This window comes from Streptomyces sp. NPDC088810, assembly GCF_044750305.1.
Classification (GTDB): domain Bacteria; phylum Actinomycetota; class Actinomycetes; order Streptomycetales; family Streptomycetaceae; genus Streptomyces.
The window spans coordinates 22255-41623 of the sequence record NZ_JBIVJQ010000003.1 but is presented as its reverse complement, the minus strand read 5'-3'; the positions used below and the strand labels follow the sequence as shown (position 1 = coordinate 41623).

The following is a 19369-nucleotide window of genomic DNA, read 5'->3' as shown; positions in this document are numbered from 1 at the left end:
GCGCACCGCGGACCTCAGCCCAGCTTCTGGGCAGCCGTGCGCAGCGCCTCCACCGCCGCGCGGATCGAGGGCCGGCGGTCCGCGTCCGCCCGCCAGACCACGTACACATGGCGGCGCACGCGCTGCCTGAGCGGCACCAGGACCACGCCCTCGGGTACCGGGTGCCGGCCCAGCAGCGGCGCGATGCACACACCCAACCCGGCGGCCACCAGGCCGAGCTGGGTGTGGGTCTCGCCCGCGCGGTGGCCGACGATCGGCTCGACGCCCTTGGACCGCAGGGTGAACATCAGCCACTCGTGGCAGAACTCGCCCTCGCCCCAGGTGATCCACTCGTCCTCGGCGAACTCGGTGAGCTCCACCTCGTCCCGGTCCGCGAGCCGGTGCCCGACGGGCATCGCGACATCGGCCGGGTCGTCGAGCAGGGGCGCCTTGACGAGGCCGTCGGGCACGGGCATCGGCTTGTTGTACCAGTCCAGGACCACCGCGAGGTCGAGATCGCCGCGCACGACCCCGGCGATGCCGTTCTCCGGCTCCAGCTCGCTGGAGCGCACACGCAGCCCCGGGTGCTCGGTGCGCAGCGCGCCGAGCGCTGCCGGGAAGAGGCCGCGCGCGGCGGTCGGGAACGCCGAGAGCCGGAGTTCGCCGACGACCTGGCCGCGGTGCGCCTCCAGGTCGGACTCGGCCAGCTCGACCTGCGACAGGATGCGCGCCGCGTGCTCCGACAGCAGCCGGCCGGCGTCCGTGAGCCGTACGCCCCGGCCGTTCTTGGCCAGGAGCTGCTGGCCGATCTCCCGCTCCAGCTTGCCCAGCTGCTGCGAGACCGCGGATGTGGTGACGTGCAGCGCCTCGGCGGCGGCGCTGACCGAGCCGTGCCGGGCCAGTGCGTCGAGGGTGCGCAGGCGCTCCAGATTCAACATGTAAGCGATTCTAAGAGGTATCAGGCGAGAAATCTCGATTGTGCTACGAGATCGTCTCCAGCACAGTGGAGGGCATGAGCACGGTCACCACGTCATCCCGCTCCCGGTCCGCCACCCCCGCCCGCCCGCGCGCCCGCCTCGACTGGCGGCTCCGTTTCGGCGCCCTCTCCCTGATCTGGGGTTTCAGCTTCCTGCTGATCAAGGTGGGAACCGAGGGGTACGCGCCCTTCCAGGTCACCCTCGGACGGCTGGTGTTCGGTACGGCGGTCCTGGTGACGGCGATGGCGGTCAAGCGCGAGCGGCTGCCGCGCGGGGCCCGGCTGTGGGGGCACATGGCGGTCGCCGCGTTCCTGCTGAACGCCCTGCCGTTCTCCTTGTTCGCCTACTCCGAGCTGACGATCCCGTCCACCCTGGCCGGCATCTGCAACGCGACCTCTCCCCTGTGGGGCATGGCCCTGTCCCTGGTCGCCCTGTCCGAGGACCGGCCGTCCCGGGTGCGCGTGGCCGGGCTCGGGCTCGGATTCCTCGGCGTCCTCACCGTGCTGGGGGCCTGGCAGGGCTTCCACGGGCTGGACGCGACGGGCACGGTGATGGCGCTGCTGGCCTCGCTGAGCTATCCGGTGGGGTGGATCTACGTGCGGCGGACGCTGGCCGGCACGGGGAACTCCCACCTGTCGATGACCGGCGGTCAGTTGCTGCTCGCCACGGTGCAGCTCGCCCTCGTCACACCGCTGTTCACCAGCGTGCCCGAGCACTTCGCCCTCGTTCCGCTGCTGGCTGTCGCCGGGCTGGGCGTGCTGGGGACGGGGCTGGCGGTCCTGATCCAGTACGGGCTGGTCGCCGAGGTCGGACCCACCACCGCCCAGATGGTCACGTACTTCATTCCCGTCATCGCCACGGCTGCGGGGGTGGCGATCCTCGGGGAGTCGCTCCGGTGGACGACGCCGGTGGGCGCGGTGATCGTGCTGGCGGGGGCCGCGCTCACGCAGGTGCGGGGCAAGGGCGCCTGAGGGGGTGGGGCGCGAGGGGTGGTTTCTCGCGCCCCCGCCACTCTCCATCGGCCGCCGTCAGCCGTAGACGCGGGCCGGGGACGGGCGTACGGCCGCCGCCACCGCGTCGGCCAGCGGCGTGATGTCCTCCTCGGTGAGCGGTGAGACCGTGATGCGGACCGCCTGCGGGGAGGCCAGGCGGAAACGGGCTCCCGGGGCCACCGCCCAGCCGCGCTGGAGCAGGCGGGCGATGGCGCCCGTCTCGTCGGGCACCGGCACCCAGACGTTCATGCCGCTGCGGCCGTGGGCGACGACCCCCCGCTCCGCCAGCGCGTCGACCAGCCCGGCCCTGCGGTCACGGTACGACCGCGCCACCGCCGCCCGGTCCACCGCGCCGTGCGCCCACAGGCGGGCCACGGCCCGCTGCAGGAGGAGGCTCACCCAGCCGGGGCCCAGGCGCAGCCGGCCCCGGACCCGGTCGACGGTGACGGGGTCCCCCGTGAGGACGGCGAGGCGCAGGTCGGGGCCGTAGGCCTTGGCGGCGGAGCGGACGAAGGCCCAGTGCCGGGTGACGCCCGCGAGGGGGTGCAGGGGCAGCTCGACGATGCCGTGGCCGTGGTCGTCCTCGATGAGCAGGGTCTCCGGGTGGTCGCGCAGCACCGCGCGCAGGGCACGCGCGCGCGTGGCGGTCACCGAGGCGCCGGTGGGGTTCTGCGCCCGGTCGGTGACGATCAGGGCGCGGGCTCCGGCCTCCAGGGCGCGGCGCAGGTCGTCGGCGCGCGGTCCGTCGTCGTCCACGCCGACCGGGGTCGTGTGCAGGCCCAGCGCGGGGACGAGGTCGAGGAGGCTGCCCCAGCCCGGGTCCTCGACGGCGACCGTGTCACCGGGTCTGAGGTGCGCGGTGAGGACACGTTCGATGGCGTCGAGGGAGCCGGAGGTCACGGTCAGCGGGCCCGCGGGAACCCCGTCGGCGTCGAGTTCGGCGCGGGCGATGCGGGCGAGGTCCGCGTCCACCGGGTCGTCGCCGTAGCGGACGGGCCGGCGGTCGCCCTGCTCGGCCGCCGCGGCGAGGGCCGGTGCCAGGCGGGGCAGCAGGGTCGGGTCGGGGTTGCCCGTGGAGAGGTCACGGCCCCCGGGCGGCACCTCCACGCGCAGCTCTTCGCGGCCGGTGGTGGCGGGCTTGGGGCGGACACGGCTGCCCCGGCGGCCGGCCGTCTCGATCACCCCGCGGTCGCGCAGGATGCGATAGGCGGCGGCCACCGTGTTCGGGTTCACGCCCAGCCGGGCCGCCAACTCGCGCATGGCAGGCAGGGGCTGGCCCGGTTGCAGCTCCCCGGCGCCGACCGCCCGCTCGACGCCGGCAGCGATCTCGGCTGCGCCCCGCCCTTCGATCCGATACTCTCCTAGCACAAAGCACATTATGCACTAGTACAAAACTCGCCGCAATGGAGGGACCGCCGTGCAGCGCACGACCGAGGACACCCGGGCCGCCGCCTACTCACCGACCGACCGGACCGTGCCCACGCGCTCCGCGGACCGGGCGTCGTACGACAAGGAGCTGGTGCACGCGATATTGGACGAGGGGTACGTCTGCCACCTCGGCTTCGTCCGCGACGGCGCCCCGGTGGTGCTGCCGACGCTGTACGGCCGGGTCGGCGAGCGGCTCTACGTCCACGGCTCCACCGGCTCCCGGCCGCTGCGGATGGCCGGCGCCGCCGACCCGGGCCTGCCGGTGTGCGTGACGGTCACCCACGTCGACGGACTGGTGCTGGCCCGCTCCGCCTTCCACCACTCGATCAACTACCGCTCGGTGGTGGTGCACGGCACCGCGCACGAGGTCACCGACCCCGAGGAGCGGCGCATCGCCCTGGACGCGCTGGTCGACCACGTCGTCCCGGGCCGGGCCGCCGACTCCCGGCCCGCGAACAAGAAGGAGCTGGCCGCCACCGCGGTCATCCGCCTGGACCTGGAGGAGGTCTCCGCCAAGGTCCGCACCGGCGGCGCCAACGACGAGCCGGAGGACCTCTCCCTGCCGCACTGGGCCGGGGTCGTCCCGCTCCGCAAGGGCTACGACGCACCGGTCCGCAACGCCGACCTGGCGCCCGGCATCGAACTGCCGGAGTACCTGACGGCGCGGTGACGGCCCCGGGTCACACCGGAACCGGCTCCGGCCGGCCGGCCCCGCGGGCCTCGCTCACGGCGAGGCCCGCGACGGCCCCGAGCATCAGCAGGGTGCCGGCCACGGTGGTCGCGGTGAGCCGTTCGCCGAGCAGGACGACGGCGAGCACGGCCGCGGTCACCGGCTCCAGCAGCATGATCACGGAGACGGTGGCGGACCGGACCACGGCGGCTCCCGCGAAGTAGAGGGTGTACGCGAGGGCCGTGGGCACGGCGGCGATGTAGAGCAGCAGCCACAGCAGCCGGACCGGGTGGGCGGTGTGCGGGAGCAGCCCCTCGTGCACCGCGCACGGCAGCAGGCACAGGCTGGTCACGGCGAAGGCGCCCACCGTGGTGCCGGCGGCGTCGGCGCCGCCGCCCCTCCCCCACCAGCGGGTGAGCAGGGTCATGACGCCGTAGGCCGCCGCCGAGGCCAGGGCCGGCAGCAGGCCCGCCGGACGGACGGTCGCGGCCGAGCCGCCGAAGGTGAGCACGGCCAGTCCGGCGAGCGCACCGGCGACCGCGGTGACACCGCCCGCGCCGAGCCGCTCGCCGAGCAGCGGCCGGGCGCCGAGCGCGATGAGGACGGGGCCCGCGCCGAGGGTCACGACGGTGGCCACGGCCAGCCCGGTCGACGCCACGGCCGCGAAGTACGCGGTCTGGAAGACGGCGAGCGCGAGTCCGGTGGCCAGGGCCCGCATGACGCTGCGGCGGACCGGCCTGGCCGGGGCCGTACGGCGGGCGCGCCGGCGCCGAAGACGGCCGGCCAGCAGGAAGGCGAGGCCCAGCGCGCAGCGCCAGAAGGACAGGGTGAAGGCGCCCATGTCGCTGGTCCGGTAGACCAGGGAGGCGGCGGCGCCCGCGGTGCCCCAGGCGGCACCGGTGACGATCAGGCAGAGCAGGCCGCGCCCGACGGGCAGGCCGGCAGCGGGATGCGACGAAGTCGGCAAGGGAATCTCTCCGCAGAAGCGCACGCGAAGGTGCGGAAGTTCGAAAGCGTCCCGCTTCGGCGGGGCGCGCGGACTTCATCTGCGGGCAGCACCGTCCAGCCCGGCGCGTGTGCGCCGGGCGATGACCCGGAGGCCCGCCTCAGGCGGCCGGGGGCGGAAGGACGAGTGCGTGCTGCGACATGATCCGGACTCTAGGCCGCGGTGCGCCGGGCGGGCAACTCCCTTTCCGGACCGCCGGAGGCGACCGGTTCCGGGGAACCCTTGGCCGGGGTGGCGGACTGGGCGATGAACGCACCGACCAGGACGACCACGCCACCGACGACCTGCGGCGCGGACAGGTGCTCGCCGAGCAGCACCCAGGCCAGCACGGTCGCGATGACCGCCTCCAGGCAGGCGACCACGCCGGCGACCTGCGGCGACAGCCGGCGCACCGACAGCACGCCGGTCCCGTACGCGATCACCGTGGCGACCAGCACGATCCAGGCGAGCAGGGCGACGGCCGGTACGGCGGTGCCGTTCAGCCGTGCGGAGCCCGCCAGCACCGACCAGTCCATGCTCCAGGGGCGGGCCAGGGCGGTCAGCACGGCGGCGCCGACGAGCAGGCCGTAGGCGATGACGCCGAGCGGGTCCGGTGCCGCGTCACCCGCGTCGCTGCCCTGGTCGGACAGGACGAAGTAGCCGACCTGGCAGCAGGCGGCGCCGAGGGCGAGCACCAGGCCGAGCGCGTCGAAGCCCAGCCCGGACCAGACCTCGACCACGCAGGCGAGGCCGCCGGCCGCGAGGATCACACCGAGGGCGGCGGCGCGCGTGACGGGCCGCCGCTGCACGAACCGCACCCAGCCCAGCACCAGGGCGGGCGCCAGGTACTCGATGAGCAGGGCCACGCCGACCGGTATCCGGGAGAGCGCGGCGAAGTAGCAGGCCTGGACACCGGCGACGGCGAGCAGTCCGAACCCGGCGAGCAGGGCGGGCCGGCGGCGCGGCAGGGCCCGGTGCCGTACCGCGACGGGCAGCATCACCAGGGCGGCGCCCGCGACCCGCAGCCACACCACGTGCAGCGGGTCGAGCCCCGCCTCGATCAGCGGCTTGGCGGCCACTCCGGACCCGCCGAAGGCCAGCGCCGAAGCGAGTGCGAGGCCGAGCCCGGCTCCCTTGCCGGGGCTGTGGTGACTGCTCACAGACGTATGCACCGGCACATGATGACAGGCGTCGACAGGAGCGTCACTCCCTATGACACCTGTCTCAGTTGATGGACGGCACGGCGGTCGGCGGGCCGGGCTCGTCGGCCTGCCCGGCGGTGCCGGCCTCGATCCGCGCGGACAGCTCGTGGGCGGGGATGCCGGCGTGCTCCAGGACCTCGACGGCCCGGGACGCCGGGTCCGCGGCGAGCGCCGCGAGCAGGTCGGTGCCGCTGACGTGCGGTGCGCCCCGCCGCCGGGCCCGCGCCCGGGCGGCCGCGAGCGCTGCGGACGCGGCGGGTGACCAGCCCTCGGCGCCCCGCGCCGGGCCGTCCTGCCCGGCGGCCGGAGCGGACCGTGCGCCGGGGTCGGCCGGCCGGGCGGGCGGGGGTACGCGGGTGATCGCGCCGGAGTCCTCCACACCGGCCTGCCAGCGCAGTCCGTAGCCGATGCTGCGCTGGACGAGATAGCCGAGGAGCCGGGCGAGCCGCGGGCCGCCGACGGCGGCGCGGGCCTCGGGGTCGTGTTCCAGCAGGGCGTGGAGCAGATGGGCGGTGTCGGTCTGCCGGTCCCGGTCCCGGACGGCCCTGCGGCGGGCAGCGGCGACCACCGCTGCCAGCTCGGCACCGAGTCCGGCAGCGCCGTCCGCATGCGGAACCGCTCCGTCATCGGCGGTCCGGTGGGCTGCACGGGGTTGCACATCCCCTACCTCATCAGCCTCGACGGGACGGGGCATCCACGAGGGGAACCATCTTCGCGTCCCACAGGGAGTGGACATCGCCGGCCCGGATCTCATCCTTACGGAGGAGATCCGGCCGAACCCGCGCAAGGGTGCGCACGCAGCGACCGTTCCTGACGGTTCATCAGTATTGAATGTTCGCGCCCCTGCGGCTACGTTCCGCGACACCGTAGCCCGGTACGCCCGATCCGGAGGGGTGGTCGCATGGCCGAAGTCAGCGCGGAGGCACGCATCCAGGCACCGGCCGAGAAGGTGTGGGCGCAACTCACCGACTGGCCGTCGTACGGGGCGTGGAACGCGACGCACACCAGCTTTCCCCAGGGCGGCCCCGAGGCGCTGGCCGTGGGCGGGACGTTCCAGGAGAACATGAAGCTGATGGGCTTTCCGGCGGAGGTCGACTGGACCATCGAGGAGCTGGAGCCGGCCCGGGTGTTCGCCATCCGCGGCAAGGGCCCGATGGCGGTGACCGTCGCCACCCGCTACACGCTGACCCCGGACGGGAACGCCACGACGGTCCGGATCGACGGCGAGTTCACCGGCGCGGCGGTGTCGCTGATGGCGGGCAGGCTGAAGGACTCGGCGACGGCCGCGCTGAACGAGTCGCTGCGCAAGCTGGGCGGACTGGTGACCTGAGCCGGACACGCGCGGGCGCCCCGCGCGGTGGTCACGCGGGGCGCCCGGGCCGTCGTACGAGGGACGGCACCCGCCTACGGCTCAGTGCTCGTCGGCGAGGATGAGGTACAGCTTCTTGCGGGCGTCGTTGATGACGGCCAGCGCCTTCTCCCGCTGTTCCTTGCTGCCGGTCTTCCAGACCTGGCCGAAGGCCTCCATCAGACCGAAGCCGGCCTGGCGGATCTCGGTGAGGGCCTCCCAGTCGACTCCGCGCGAGGCCTCCTCCCAGGGGGCGTCGGCACCCTCCTCGGCGGCGGCGCGTCCGCCCTCGGTGAGGGAGAACAGCTTCTTGCCGCCCTCGCTCTCACTGGCGATCAGCCCCTCGTCCTCCAGCAGTTGGAGAGTCGGGTAGACCGAGCCGGGGCTCGGCTTCCAGGCGCCGCCGCTGCGCTCGGCGATCTCCTGGATCATCTCGTAGCCGTGCATGGGCCGCTCCTTGAGCAGGGCCAGGATCGAGGCGCGTACGTCACCTCGCCGTGCCCGTCCTCGCGGACCGCCCCGGCCGCGCGGCCCCCAGGGCCCCGGCCCGAAGCCGGGCCCGCCGGGTCCGAACCCCGGGCCGCCCGGCCCGAAGGGCCCGAACGCGGCCCGCCGCCCCTCGAAGCCGCCCATGCCCCGCCGGCCGGGGCCCTCGTGCCGATGTCCACGCTCGAATCCGTGGGTACGCATCGCGATCACTCCATTCCATCGCTGATCTGTCATGTGCGTATCGCGTATCGTTCGCGATGCCTCAACGATATATCGGGATCCATCGCATGACAATCCCCTTCACGGGCGGGGAGGAGTGCGCCGTCAGCCGGTCCGCTCGGCCGCCCGCAGGGGGCAGCCGGTGCCGACGCGGGCGGTGAGGTCGGCGCGGAGTGCCGCCAGCGCGGCCATGCGGGCGTCGACGATCCGGATCTTGTCCTCGAACAGGGCGGACAGGGCCTCGGCGCTGTCCGGCGCGTCCCGCAGTTCCGCGCCGTGCCGGGCGATCTCGGCCAGGGTGAACCCGAGCGCCTGCGCGGTGCGCACGTACTCCAGCCAGGTCACCGTCTCCGGCGGGAAGTCACGGTAGCCGTTGGACAGCCGGTCGCCCTCGATCAGGCCGATCTTCTCGTAGAAGCGCAGCGTGTCCTTGGACACCCCGGTGCGCGCGGCCAGTTCTCCGATACGCATGACTCCCCCGCCGCTCGGCCGACTTGACCTTGGAGCGTACTCCGCTGTCTAGCGTGGGCGGCGCCCGAGCGAACCGTTCCCGAGGAGGCCCGATGACCCCGTCCGCCCCTGCCTACCTGCGCATCGTCCGGACCAGCGGCTGGTACGACCTGATCGTCACGGCCGGCTTCGCGACGCCCTGGACGTACGCGCTGGTCCACCGCCTCCTGTCGGCCGGAGGCGAGGCCGCCGGCCTCGGCGCGATGCCCGCGCTCACGCCGATGCAGACCCTGTACGCCAACCTGATGGGCTCGGTCGTGGTGGTCTGGTCGGTCCTGCGCGTCGTACGGCCCCTTCCGTTGCACGGCCTCCTCGACGGGGCCGCTCGCGTGCTCTTCTCGCTGGGGCAGGCGTACGCGCTGGCACACGGCGGGCCGCCCGTGCTGTGGCCCTTCCTCGTCGTGGAGGTGTCGTTCGGCATCGCCCAACTCGCCCCGTGGCTGCGGACCCAGGCGGCCGTGACCGGGCGGGAATCAGTCCGGCGCTCGTGAATTGGCCTTGGTCCGGGAGCCGCCGCAGCCGCTAGCGTCGGCGCCATGCGCATTCGAATCGTGGACGCCTTCACCGACCGCCCCTTCACCGGCAACCCGGCCGGAGTCCTGCTCCTGGACGACGTCTTCCCGGACGACGACTGGCTCCAGAACGTCGCCATGGAGGTGAACCACGCCGAGACGGCGTTCGCGCACCGGCTGCCCGGGGGCGGCGAGGCGGACTGGGCCCTGCGCTGGTTCACGCCCGTCGCCGAGGTCGCGATGTGCGGGCACGCCACCCTCGCCACGGCCCACGTCCTGCACACCACCGGCGCGCACGAGGGCCCGGTGCGGTTCGCCACCCGCAGCGGCGTGCTGATCGCCACGCCCGCCGCGGACGGCTCGATCACCCTCGACTTCCCGACCGCGCCGCTCAGCCCGGTCGAGGCCCCCGCCGGGGTCGCCGAGGCGCTGGGCGCGACGCCGGTCGCCGTCTTCGACACCGGCCCGAACGTCGGCGACCTGCTGGTGGAGCTGGCCGACGAGAAGACCGTCCTCGGACTCTCCCCCGACCTCCGGGCCCTGCGCGCCTACTCCTCCCGCGGCGTCATCGCCACCGCCCGCGCCGACGACCCGGCCCGCGGCTACGACTTCGTCTCCCGCGGCTTCTTCCCGAACGTCGGCATCGACGAGGACCCGGTCACCGGCAGCGCCCACACCGCGCTCGCCCCGCACTGGTCCGCCCGCCTCGGCCGCGACGACCTCACCGGGCTCCAGGCCTCCCGCCGCACCGGCGTGGTCCGCACCCGGCTGCGGGGCGAGCGGACCCTGCTCACCGGCAGCGCGGTGACCGTCATCGAGGGCGAACTGCGCGCCTGAGAGGCCGCTCAGGCGGTCGGCAGCCAGCCCACCTTGCCGGCGATGAGGGCGTAACCGACGAAGGCGCCGATGTCGAGCAGGGAGTGCGCGACGACCAGCGGCCCGACCCGGCCCCAGCGGCGGTAGAGGTACACGAACACCACGCCCATCACCATGTTGCCGAGGAAGCCGCCGACGCCCTGGTAAAGGTGGTACGACCCCCGCAGGACCGCGCCGGCCACCAGCGCGGTCCCCGGGGTCCAGCCCAACTGGCCCAGCCTGCGCAGCAGGTAGCCGACGACGATCACCTCTTCGAGGATCGCGTTCTGCAGCGCGGACAGGATCAGCACCGGGTACTTCCACCACACGTCCGGCAGCGCCTCGGGGACGACGGTGAGGTTGAAGCCGAGGCCGCGGGCGGCGAGGTAGAAGGCGATGCCGGTGCTGCCGATCACGGCCGCGACGCCGGCGCCCCGGGCCAGGTCGGGCCAGGGCCGGGTGCGGTCGAAGCCGAGGGTGCGCAGGCTCCCGCCCTCGCGCAGCAGCAGGTGGGCGACGAGGGCGACGGGGACCAGCGCGGTGGCGATGCCGAACAGCTGCCAGGCCAGATCCAGCCAGGGGCGGCCCGGGGCGGCCGAGGCGTTCAGGGTGGCCGCCTGGTCCTTGAGACCGCCCGGCTTGGTGACCGAGCCGATGAAGCTGATCAGCGCGGACACCCCGCTCGCCCCGAGCGAGAGCGCGAGGACGAGCAGCGTCTCGTCCCGCAGGATCCGCCGCGGGTCGCGTTCCCGCGCCGAGGAATCGGCCACCGAGTCAGCCTCCACCTGCACCCCTGCCTCCAGCCGGCTCACGGGCCCCTGGCCCACCTTCGCCTGGCAAGGATCGCAGACAGAGCCGCACGAGCCGCGGACCGGTCCCCCGTCTCCCGCGCCCCCTCCTCTCCGCCGGCCCCCCGGCCCATTACTCGTCCGCCGGCCTCTTCTCTTCGCCGGCCTGTTGCTCGTCCGCCGGCCCGTTGCCCGCCCGCCGATCCCACGCGTCCTCGCCGGCCCGTTGCCCGCCCGCCGACCTCTTCTCTCCACCGGCCCGTCGGTCGCCCGTCGGCCCCTTCTCTCCGCCAGCCCGTTGCTCGCCGTCCGACCTCTTCTCTCCGCCAGCCCGTTGCTCGCCGTCCGGCCCCTTCTCTCCGCCGGCCCGTTGCCCGCCCGCCGATCCCACGCGTCCTCGCCGGCCCGTTGCGCGTCCGCCGACCTCTTCTCTCCACCGGCCGGTCGGTCGCCCGTCGGCCCCTTCTCTCCGCCGGCCCGTTGCTCGCCGTCCGGCCCCTTCTCTCCGCCAGCCCGTTGCTCGTCCGCCGACCCCCCGCGTCCCCGCCGGCCCGTCGCTCCTCCGCCTCACCGCCTGCCCCCGCGTCCCCGCCGGCCCGTCGCTCCTCCGCCGCGGCAGCGCTGACCCGGACGCCCGCGCCGGTGGGCCGTACGATGCTCAGCCCCGCGGCTCAGCCGCTGGAGCCCGCGTCAGCCCAGCGGTACCGGATCCGGCAGTCCGACCGGCCATGTGTGCACCGGCTCCCCCACGTGCATCAGCTCGGCGTACCGACGCGTGGTCGCCGCCAGGGCCGCCTCGCGGGACAGGCCCTGCTCCAGCGCCCGGTGGAAGGTGGCCGCCTGCCAGGACGCCCCGTTCACCCGGCGCCGGCAGCGCTCCTCGATCACGCCCAGGTAGAGGTCCCGGTCGGCGGCCTCCACGCCCCACGCGTCGAGCCCGGCCGCCGCGAGCGGCAGCAGCTCGTCGCGGACCAGCGTGACCGCGTCGACCTCCCCCGTGCCGCCGTACCGTCCCCGCCGGGGCCAGACGAAGCGGGCGTCGATGCCGTACCGGCAGGCCGCGTCGAAGTTCGCCTCGGCCGCGGCGAACGGCAGCCGCGTCCACACCGGCCGGGGCTCCTCGGCGAGGGCGCGGACGAGGCCGTAGTAGAAGGCCGCGTTCGCGATCACGTCGGTGATGGTCGGCCCGGCCGGCAGCACCCGGTTCTCCACCCTGAGGTGCGGGACACCGTCCGCGATGCCGTACACCGGCCGGTTCCAGCGGTAGATGGTGCCGTTGTGCAGGACGAGTTCGGCGAGCGTGGGCACCCCGCCGGCCTCGACGACCTCCAGCGGCTCCTCGTCGTCGCAGATCGGCAGCAGGGCCGGGAAGTAGCGCAGGTTCTCCTCGAACAGGTCGTACGCGGAGGAGATCCACCGCTCGCCGAACCAGGTGCGCGGCCGGACGCCCTGTGCCTGCAGCTCGGGCGGCCGGGTGTCGGTGGACTGGAGGAACAGCGGGGGCCGGGACTCGCGCCACAGCTCGTGCCCGAAGAGGAACGGTGAGTTCGCGCCGACGGCGATCTGCGCGGCGGAGGCCGCCTGGGCCGCGTTCCACACGTCGGCGAACCGGCCCGGCGTGACCTGCAGGTGCAGCTGTACGGAGGTGCACGCGGCCTCGGGCACGATCGACTTCGAGGTGCAGACGAGGTGCTCAACGCCCTCGATGTCGAGCCGGAAGTCCTCCCCGCGCGCGGCGACGATCTGGTCGTTGAGCAGGGTGTAGCGGTCGGCCTCGGAGAGGTTGGACGACACCAGGTCGTCCCGGTCGAGGGTGGGCAGGATGCCGATCATCACGATGCCCGCGTCCACCTCACCGGCCTTGCGGTCGGCGTAGGCGAGCGAGGTGCGCAGTTCCTCGGCGAGCCGGTCGAATACCCGGCCGCCCAATCGGTGTGGGGCTATGTTGACTTCCAGGTTGAACATGGCGAGTTCTGTTTGGAAGTCGCGGCTCGCGATGCGCTCCAGTACCTGCCCGTTCAACATTTTCGGCATACCGTCGGACCCCGCGAGATTCAATTCGATCTCGACTCCCATGAGGTTCTTCGGGCGATCGAATCGCTTCTCGCGCAGCAGCCGCTCCAGTCCCGTCAGGCACATCTGGAGCTTTTCTCGGTAGCGCTGGCGATCGGACAGGTCGAACTGCCCTGCCACGACCTTCTCCCCCATCGAAGTATCCCTCCTCGGATGGGCGGGCCGACGATCCGGCCGCCGGGCTCCCGGGTCAGGTGGGATGATGCCCAGCCGAAGCGATCGATAACGTCCCGCGCGGGCGCGTCGCCCGCTACTCTTACGAATGTTCCCGGCGGCACATTCACGGGGCATGCCGCACGGTGCACCTCCGGGTGCCCCGAACGCCTCGTGAAAAACGCCGATGACATTCGGCCGACCGCTACTGGCGCGTATGGCGAGGTCAGAGCCGAGGGCCCGGTCCCGAAATCGGGATTATTTCCGCGAAACGACGCCTTAATTCCACCTTGCCCGGCCGAACGGAATCGGATAGCCGAAACACCGGCCGAACACGCGTCGTATAAACTCCGTCCACAAGGCGGAAGGTTGGCGCCCTCGGTCCTGGTTTCCGCGGTGTTACTGCCGTCCCGGTTGACGGGCGGCAGACCGAGCCGCACTCTCTTCCACACCGAACCGGGCCCCCACCTCTCCGGCCTTCCCCCTGAGCAGACAGCGCCGTCCGCCCCACCCTCCTCGCGCCGCCGCGCCTGTCGAACGAGAGGCGACCCACATGCCGCTGCACGTACCCCCTGCCCCCGCGCCTGCCCTGCGCTCCGTCCTGACCGCCCTCGGCTCCCCGACCGCGGTCCGTGAGGCCCGCACTCCCTCCCTGCGCGCCGCGCAGGGCCCCGCCACCGCCGAACTCCCGCTGCCCGTGCACGTGCTGGACCGGATCACCGCGCAGGGCCTGTCCGCGACGCGGCTGGCCGGCTGGCGCTTCCTGATCCGGTGCGGCGACCGAGCGGTGGCCGCGGCCGAGACCATGCTCACCCCCGACGGCTGGGCCTTCTCCCATTTCTTCGAGGGCCCCTACGTCGCCTCCACCGAGCGCGCCCTGCAACAGGCCGAGGCGCTGCAACAGCCGTATCAGGCGCGTCTGCTGTCCGTGCCCGGTCTGTACATGCTCACCCTGTGGCTGCACGGCGACTGCTCCGGCGACGGCACCGAGGGCCATCCGGCCGCGACCGATCTGCTCGTCCCGCTGGCGCCGGCGCCGCCCGGCATCCCGGCGCACCGTCCGTTCCGGGTCGCCGAGTTGCTTCCGGTGCTGACCCATCGGGCGACTCCTCTCCCGCTGCTCGGCTCGCCGGTGCTCGGCTCGCCCGCCTGACCCCCGCACGCGTACCCCGCTCCCCGGAAGGGAAGCGGGGTACGGCCGTACTCGGGGACTTCTCCGCCCCGGGCCATCCGGACTAGTCCCATCCGGCCACCGGGGACCACCCGAAGAGTCACTGCGAACCACCCGAAGAGACCGTGCAGTTGGACTGAACCGTCCGCGCGGGTGACGCGTCCTGAACCTGTGAGAAGCGGTGCCGTGAAATCCCTGCGGAAACACGCCCAGAGGACAACACTGGACTCCGACCGACTCATCACCACGGGGGACGGACATGATCACATCAGAGCGAAAGATCCCGCCCATGTGCCAGCACCAGCCGTCGTGCCCGCCAGCCGAATCCGCCGACCGGGAGTCCGCCCGTCTCGTGGCGCACCACCCGGAGCAGGGGTGGAGCCTGCTGTGCAACGGCGTCCTGCTCTTCGAGGACACCGGCGAGCTGCTGCCCGACGGCCGCATCATCGCCCCGCACCGTCCGCTCGGTGCGGATCAGGTGATGACCGCCGCCTGAGCGGCACAGTGACCTGAGGGGCCGGCCGCACGAACTCGGTGCGCACCGGCCCCGACGTGTGTCCGGCGGTGGCTGCGAAGGGTAGCGGGGTGCTAGCGCAGCGCTTCCCGCAGCGCCTGGTAGGCGGGCTTGGGACGCAGCTCCTCGTCCCACGGCAGGGCCGCGCCCTCACCCGGGAAGAACGCCGGTATCCAGGAGTACTTGTCCGTGTAGTCCCAGATGGTCACGCCCACGCAGCGGCGTACGGCCAGGCAGGCCGCGGTGAGGTCCCGGTACCAGGTCGCCTGCTCGGCGAGCTTCTCCTCGGTCGCGGGCAGCTGCATCCGCACGTCGACCTCGGTGAGCGCGGTGTCCAGGCCCAGCCGGGAGAAGCGGCGGAGGTTGTCCTCCAGGGTGGCGGGATAGCCGTACTGGAGGGCCAGATGGGCCTGGAAGCCGATGCCGTCGAGGGGCACGCCCCGGGCCAGGAGGTCCTCGGCCAGCCGGTGGTAGGCGTCGCTCTTCGGGCCGGTCGCCTCGATGTTGTAGTCGTTCAGGTACAGCTTGGCGTGCGGGTCGGCCTGGTGGGCCCAGCGCAGCGCGTCGGCGATGTAGCCGGGGCCGAGGGTCCTGTACCAGATGGTGTCGCGGTAGCTGCCGTCCTCGTTGAAGGCCTCGTTGACGACGTCCCAGGAGTACACCTTGCCCCGGTAGTGCCGTACCTCGGTGGTGATGTGCTTCTTCAGCACGGCCCGCAGTTCGCTCGCCGTCCACTGCTTCGAGGTGAGCCAGTCGGGCAGCTGGCTGTGCCAGACGAGGGTGTGCGCGCGGACCTTCTGGTGGTTCTTGCGTGCCAGGTCGACGATCTGGTCGCCGTTGGTCCAGTCGAAGACGCCCTGCTGCGGCTCGGTGGCGTACCACTTCATGCCGTTGCCGGGCGTGATCATGTCGAACTCGCTGCCGAGGATGCGGGTGTAGGCGGTGTCGGTGAGTTCGGGGTTGTCGGTGGCGCTGCCGAAGTAGCGGCCGTGGCGCTCGGCGAGGTCGGCGAGGGTGTGCCGGCGTACCGGGTCCGGGGCGGCCTGCGCGGCCGGGCCGGTGACCAGGCCGGCGGTGACCAGGACGGCCGCGAGGGCGCCGGCGAGTCTCAGACGCATGGTGGGACTCCTGTCTGGGGATCGGGGAAGGTGCGGTTCAGCCCTTGGTGGCGCCGGTGGTGAGACCGCCGACGAGCTGGCGTTCGGCGACCGAGTAGAAGGCGAGGGCGGGGACCATGGCGAGGACGAGATAGGCGAAGACCCGTGCGTACTCCGCCGAGTACTGCCCCTGGAACTGCTGGACGCCGATGGGCAGGGTCCACCAGGTGCTGTCGGTGAACACCAGCAGCGGCAGGAAGAAGTTGTTCCAGCTGGTGACCACCGCGAGGACCGAGACGGTACCGAGCGCCGGCCGGGCCATGGGCAGCAGGACCCGCCAGAAGAACCCGAAGGCGCTGCAGCCGTCGAGCGTGGCGGCCTCCTCCAGTTCGCCGGGGATCTGCCGGAAGAAACCGCGCAGGATGATGATCGTCATCGGCAGTCCGAACGCGGCCTGCGGGAGGATCACACCGAGCGGGTTGTCCAGCAGGCCCAGGGAGCGCAGCAGCAGGAACAGCGGCAGGGCGGCGACCGCGAAGGGGAACATCAGCCCCATCGTGAAGACGGTGAACAGCACCTCCCGCCCGCGGAAGGCGAACCGTGCGAAGGAGAAGGCCGCGAGCGCGGACACCGCGACCACGAGCACGGTCGTGCCCACCGCGATCAGCGTGCTGTTGCCGACCAGCCGCCAGAACCCGCCCGAGCCGAGGATGTCGGTGTAGTTGCCGGTCAGCCAGTGTTCGGGCAGTCCGAACGGGTTGCGGGACAGCTCGTCGGTGGATTTGAAGCCGGACAGGACGGCGTACAGCAGCGGTACGAGCATCACCGCGCCGACCACCAGAAGGATCAGGTGCAGCGGCAGCGTGCGCACGCCCCTGGTTCTGCGGGTCACGTGCCGTCTCCCCTCATCGTCGTGGTGGCCCCTTCGAGGTCGCGGCGGAGCACGAACCGCTGGTAGGCGAGGGCGAAGACGAGGCAGATGCCGAACATGACCACGCTGATCGCGCTGGCGTAGCCGACCTGGTAGCGCTTGAAGCCGTACTGGAACATGGTCACGGCCATCGTCTCGGAGTGGTGGTCGGGGCCGCCCTGGGTGATCACCCACACCAGGTCGAACAGCTGGATCGCCCCGATCACGGACAGGAAGACGCTGATGCGCAGGGTGGGCGCGAGCAGCGGCAGGGTGACGTTGCGGAACCGCTGCCAGGGCCCGGCGCCGTCGATCAGCGCCGCCTCCGTCAACTCGGCCGGGATCGACTGGAGTCCGGCCAGGTAGAGCATCATGTGGAAGCCGAAGTACTTCCAGGTCATGACGAGGAAGAGGGCGGCCATGACGGAGGAGGGGTCGGCGAACCACTCGCCGCCCAGGCCGTCCAGTCCGACGGCGCCCAGGACATGGTCGGCGAGTCCGTCGTCCGGGGCGAAGACCATGCTGAACAGCACGCCGGTGATGGCCTCGGACAGCACGTACGGCGCGAAGAACAGCATTCGGTACACGGCCCGGCCGCGCAGCCGCTGGTTGAGCAGCACCGCCATGGCCAGCGCGAACGGCAGCTGGAGCACGAGCGAGAGCACCACCAGCACCAGGCAGCGCCACAGGTCGCCGAGGAAGACGTCGTCCTGGAAGAGGCGGGTGAAGTTGTCCCCGCCGACGTAGTCGGAGGGCATGCCGAAGCCGCCCCAGCGGAAGAAGGCGGCGTACAGCGCGAACAGCATCGGCAGCAGCACCAGCCCGATGAACAGCACCAGCGCGGGCAGCTGGAAGCCGACCGCGGTGAGCCAGTTCAGCGTGCGCCGCCGGGTCCGGGTGCGGTCCGCGCCGGCGGCCGGGAGCGGGGGGCCCGCGGGGGGACCGCTCCGCTTGTCCGGGAGGAAGGTGGAGGTCATCGCCGGCTACTGCTCTTCCTTGGCGGTCCTGGTGATCGACTGTGCGACCTGCTCGGCCGACTTGGAGCCGGCGATGAGCGCGGCCACACTGTCGTTGACCTCCTGGCCGACGGCGGGCGCGTAGGCCTGGTCGAGGTAGAGCTGGAAGCCGGTGGCGGCCTTCAACTGGGCTTGTACGGCCTTGAGGTTGGGGTCGGTGAGCGCGGACTCGGCGGCCGGGACGACCGGCAGCACCCCGGTCTTCTTCACCAGTTCCCGGTCGGTGGTCCGGGAGGCGAAGAACTCCAGGAAGTCGACGGCGGCCTGCGGGGCTCCCCGGCGCAGGGCGTGGCCGCCGCCTCCGCCGAACACCTCGGTGATCTTGCCGTTGCCGCCCTCGACCTCGGGGAACGGGAAGAAGCCCAGGTTCGCGCCGAGGCCCTTGCCGGCGTCGGCCTCCACGACCGGGGCCCACTGGCCCATCAGTTCCATCGCCGCCTTGCCGTTGCCGACGCTGGCGGCCTGGCCGGTCGGGGTGGAGTACGCGGCGCCGAGGAAGCCCTTCTGGAACGGCTGGAGGTCCACCAGCTCCTTCAGGTGCTGTCCGGCCTGCACGAAGCCGGCGCCGGTGAAGTCCTTGCTCTCGCCGGCCTTACGGAGCGCGTCGACACCGGCGGTGCGCATCGCCAGGTACGCCCAGTAGTACATGCCGGGCCACTTCTCCTTGCCCGCCAGGGCGAGCGGCGTGACGCCGGCGGCCTTCAGCTTCCGTACGGCGTCCAGGAAACCGCTCCAGGTGGTCGGGGGTGTGCTGATCCCGGCCTTCTTGAAGAGCGCCTTGTTGTACCAGAAGCCGATCATGCCGATGTCGAACGGGATGCCGTACGCCTTGCCGTCCAGGAGGTACGGCTCCTTCGCCACCGGCAGCAGACCGTCGGCCCAGGGCTTGGTGCGGTCCGTGAGGTCCTCGACCAGTCCCGCGTCGACCTGCTGCCGCAGCACGCCGCCGCCCCAGGTGTGGAAGATGTCCGGCAGCTTCCCGGAGGCGGTCAGCGCGGTCATCTTCGACTTGTAGGCGTCGTTCTCCAGTTGGACGATCTTTATCTTGACCTTGGGGTTGTCGGCCTCGAACTTCCTGGCCAGCGCCGCCCACACGGTCTTGGTGGGCTCCGTGGTCGAGATGTTCCACCACTCGACCGTGGTCGTCCCCGAGGACGACCCTCCGTCCGAGTCGCCGCCGCAGCCGCTGAGTGCGGTCACACCGAGGCCGGCGCCGACGGAGGCCGCCAGGAAACCGCGGCGGGACAGTGCAGGGTCGCCCATCATGCGCTCCTTCGAAACTTTCGAGTTGCTTCGGAGAGGGTCCCGACTGAGAGAATCGGGCGCCACCGAGAGCCGCCGACGCGCTCGTCGGCCACCGGCGGGCCGAAACATTCGGGCGATTTCCCGAACGTTCCGAACGGCGACTCTAGGAAGGCAGGTGGGGAGCGTCAAGGTGTCGTGCACGAGGTGACGAGCGCACGGCCGAACTCGCCGGAAGC

At 72.6% G+C, this 19369-nt stretch carries 20 protein-coding genes; 7 read left to right on the top strand and 13 right to left on the bottom strand.

Going from position 1 to position 19369, the window contains the following annotated elements; all coding sequences use genetic code 11:
* Positions 1–14: 14 nt before the first annotated feature.
* Positions 15–917 carry a LysR family transcriptional regulator gene (locus tag ACIP4Y_RS10995; RefSeq protein WP_401390791.1) on the bottom strand — a complete coding sequence of 301 codons (903 nt, stop codon included), beginning with the start codon at positions 915–917 and terminating at the stop codon, positions 15–17.
* Positions 918–991: 74 nt separating this feature from the next.
* Between ACIP4Y_RS10995 and ACIP4Y_RS10990 the strand changes: the two genes are divergently transcribed.
* Complete coding sequence (locus ACIP4Y_RS10990; protein ID WP_401390788.1) at positions 992–1927, top strand: DMT family transporter; 936 nt, start codon at positions 992–994, stop codon at positions 1925–1927.
* Positions 1928–1984: 57 nt separating this feature from the next.
* Here ACIP4Y_RS10990 and ACIP4Y_RS10985 read toward each other — a convergent pair whose 3' ends face one another.
* Positions 1985–3316 (bottom strand): aminotransferase class I/II-fold pyridoxal phosphate-dependent enzyme, encoded by a 1332-nt coding sequence (locus ACIP4Y_RS10985; protein WP_401390785.1) that lies wholly within the window; start codon positions 3314–3316, stop codon positions 1985–1987.
* Between the two features lie 49 nt (positions 3317–3365).
* On the opposite strand from ACIP4Y_RS10985, the gene ACIP4Y_RS10980 reads away from it, so the two are divergent.
* Entirely contained in the window at positions 3366–4046 is a 681-nt protein-coding gene (locus ACIP4Y_RS10980; protein ID WP_401390782.1) for a pyridoxamine 5'-phosphate oxidase family protein, read from the top strand.
* A 10-nt stretch (positions 4047–4056) separates the two neighbouring features.
* On the opposite strand, the gene ACIP4Y_RS10975 is transcribed toward ACIP4Y_RS10980, so the two are convergent.
* The 3 genes from ACIP4Y_RS10975 to ACIP4Y_RS10965 form a co-directional block, all read right to left on the bottom strand.
* On the bottom strand, positions 4057–5013 hold the full coding sequence (locus tag ACIP4Y_RS10975; RefSeq protein ID WP_401390779.1) for a DMT family transporter: 957 nt from the start codon (positions 5011–5013) through the stop codon (positions 4057–4059).
* Between the two features lie 191 nt (positions 5014–5204).
* Positions 5205–6209 carry an EamA family transporter gene (locus ACIP4Y_RS10970; protein WP_401390776.1) on the bottom strand — a complete coding sequence of 335 codons (1005 nt, stop codon included), beginning with the start codon at positions 6207–6209 and terminating at the stop codon, positions 5205–5207.
* A 46-nt stretch (positions 6210–6255) separates the two neighbouring features.
* The gene (locus tag ACIP4Y_RS10965; RefSeq protein ID WP_401390773.1) at positions 6256–6891 is read right to left on the bottom strand and encodes a Clp protease N-terminal domain-containing protein; all 636 of its coding nucleotides are present in this window, start codon (positions 6889–6891) and stop codon (positions 6256–6258) included.
* A gap of 243 nt (positions 6892–7134) precedes the next feature.
* Between ACIP4Y_RS10965 and ACIP4Y_RS10960 the strand changes: the two genes are divergently transcribed.
* Positions 7135–7563, top strand: coding sequence for an SRPBCC family protein (locus ACIP4Y_RS10960; RefSeq protein ID WP_401390770.1), 429 nt, complete (start codon positions 7135–7137; stop codon positions 7561–7563).
* An 81-nt stretch (positions 7564–7644) separates the two neighbouring features.
* Here ACIP4Y_RS10960 and ACIP4Y_RS10955 read toward each other — a convergent pair whose 3' ends face one another.
* Positions 7645–8271, bottom strand: coding sequence for a PadR family transcriptional regulator (locus ACIP4Y_RS10955; protein ID WP_401390767.1), 627 nt, complete (start codon positions 8269–8271; stop codon positions 7645–7647).
* A 123-nt stretch (positions 8272–8394) separates the two neighbouring features.
* Positions 8395–8760, bottom strand: a complete 366-nt coding sequence (locus ACIP4Y_RS10950; RefSeq protein ID WP_401390764.1) for a MerR family transcriptional regulator — start codon at positions 8758–8760, stop codon at positions 8395–8397.
* Between the two features lie 92 nt (positions 8761–8852).
* On the opposite strand from ACIP4Y_RS10950, the gene ACIP4Y_RS10945 reads away from it, so the two are divergent.
* Both ACIP4Y_RS10945 and ACIP4Y_RS10940 read left to right on the top strand, forming a co-directional pair.
* Positions 8853–9290, top strand: a complete 438-nt coding sequence (locus ACIP4Y_RS10945) for a hypothetical protein (protein WP_401390761.1) — start codon at positions 8853–8855, stop codon at positions 9288–9290.
* Between the two features lie 45 nt (positions 9291–9335).
* Complete coding sequence (locus tag ACIP4Y_RS10940) at positions 9336–10148, top strand: PhzF family phenazine biosynthesis protein (RefSeq protein WP_401390758.1); 813 nt, start codon at positions 9336–9338, stop codon at positions 10146–10148.
* Between the two features lie 8 nt (positions 10149–10156).
* Here the strand turns inward: ACIP4Y_RS10940 and ACIP4Y_RS10935 are convergent, their stop codons facing one another.
* The gene (locus ACIP4Y_RS10935; protein ID WP_401392476.1) at positions 10157–10957 is read right to left on the bottom strand and encodes a CPBP family intramembrane glutamic endopeptidase; all 801 of its coding nucleotides are present in this window, start codon (positions 10955–10957) and stop codon (positions 10157–10159) included.
* 687 nt (positions 10958–11644) lie between these two features.
* Positions 11645–13162 carry a glutamate--cysteine ligase gene (locus tag ACIP4Y_RS10930; RefSeq protein WP_401390755.1) on the bottom strand — a complete coding sequence of 506 codons (1518 nt, stop codon included), beginning with the start codon at positions 13160–13162 and terminating at the stop codon, positions 11645–11647.
* A 571-nt stretch (positions 13163–13733) separates the two neighbouring features.
* Between ACIP4Y_RS10930 and ACIP4Y_RS10925 the strand changes: the two genes are divergently transcribed.
* Together ACIP4Y_RS10925 and ACIP4Y_RS10920 are read left to right on the top strand one after the other, a co-directional pair.
* Positions 13734–14333, top strand: coding sequence for a hypothetical protein (locus ACIP4Y_RS10925; protein ID WP_401390752.1), 600 nt, complete (start codon positions 13734–13736; stop codon positions 14331–14333).
* A gap of 307 nt (positions 14334–14640) precedes the next feature.
* Entirely contained in the window at positions 14641–14847 is a 207-nt protein-coding gene (locus ACIP4Y_RS10920; RefSeq protein WP_358646330.1) for a DUF5999 family protein, read from the top strand.
* 92 nt (positions 14848–14939) lie between these two features.
* Here ACIP4Y_RS10920 and ACIP4Y_RS10915 read toward each other — a convergent pair whose 3' ends face one another.
* The 4 genes from ACIP4Y_RS10915 to ACIP4Y_RS10900 are packed head-to-tail and all read right to left on the bottom strand — an operon-like array spanning position 14940 to position 19151.
* Complete coding sequence (locus ACIP4Y_RS10915) at positions 14940–15983, bottom strand: endo-1,4-beta-xylanase (RefSeq protein ID WP_401390748.1); 1044 nt, start codon at positions 15981–15983, stop codon at positions 14940–14942.
* 37 nt (positions 15984–16020) lie between these two features.
* Positions 16021–16854 carry a carbohydrate ABC transporter permease gene (locus ACIP4Y_RS10910; protein WP_358646334.1) on the bottom strand — a complete coding sequence of 278 codons (834 nt, stop codon included), beginning with the start codon at positions 16852–16854 and terminating at the stop codon, positions 16021–16023.
* Positions 16851–17849, bottom strand: a complete 999-nt coding sequence (locus ACIP4Y_RS10905; RefSeq protein ID WP_401390744.1) for a carbohydrate ABC transporter permease — start codon at positions 17847–17849, stop codon at positions 16851–16853. Before ACIP4Y_RS10905 ends, ACIP4Y_RS10910 begins: the two co-directional genes overlap by 4 nt.
* A 6-nt stretch (positions 17850–17855) precedes the next feature.
* Entirely contained in the window at positions 17856–19151 is a 1296-nt protein-coding gene (locus ACIP4Y_RS10900; RefSeq protein WP_401390741.1) for an extracellular solute-binding protein, read from the bottom strand.
* Between the last annotated feature and the right edge of the window lie 218 nt (positions 19152–19369).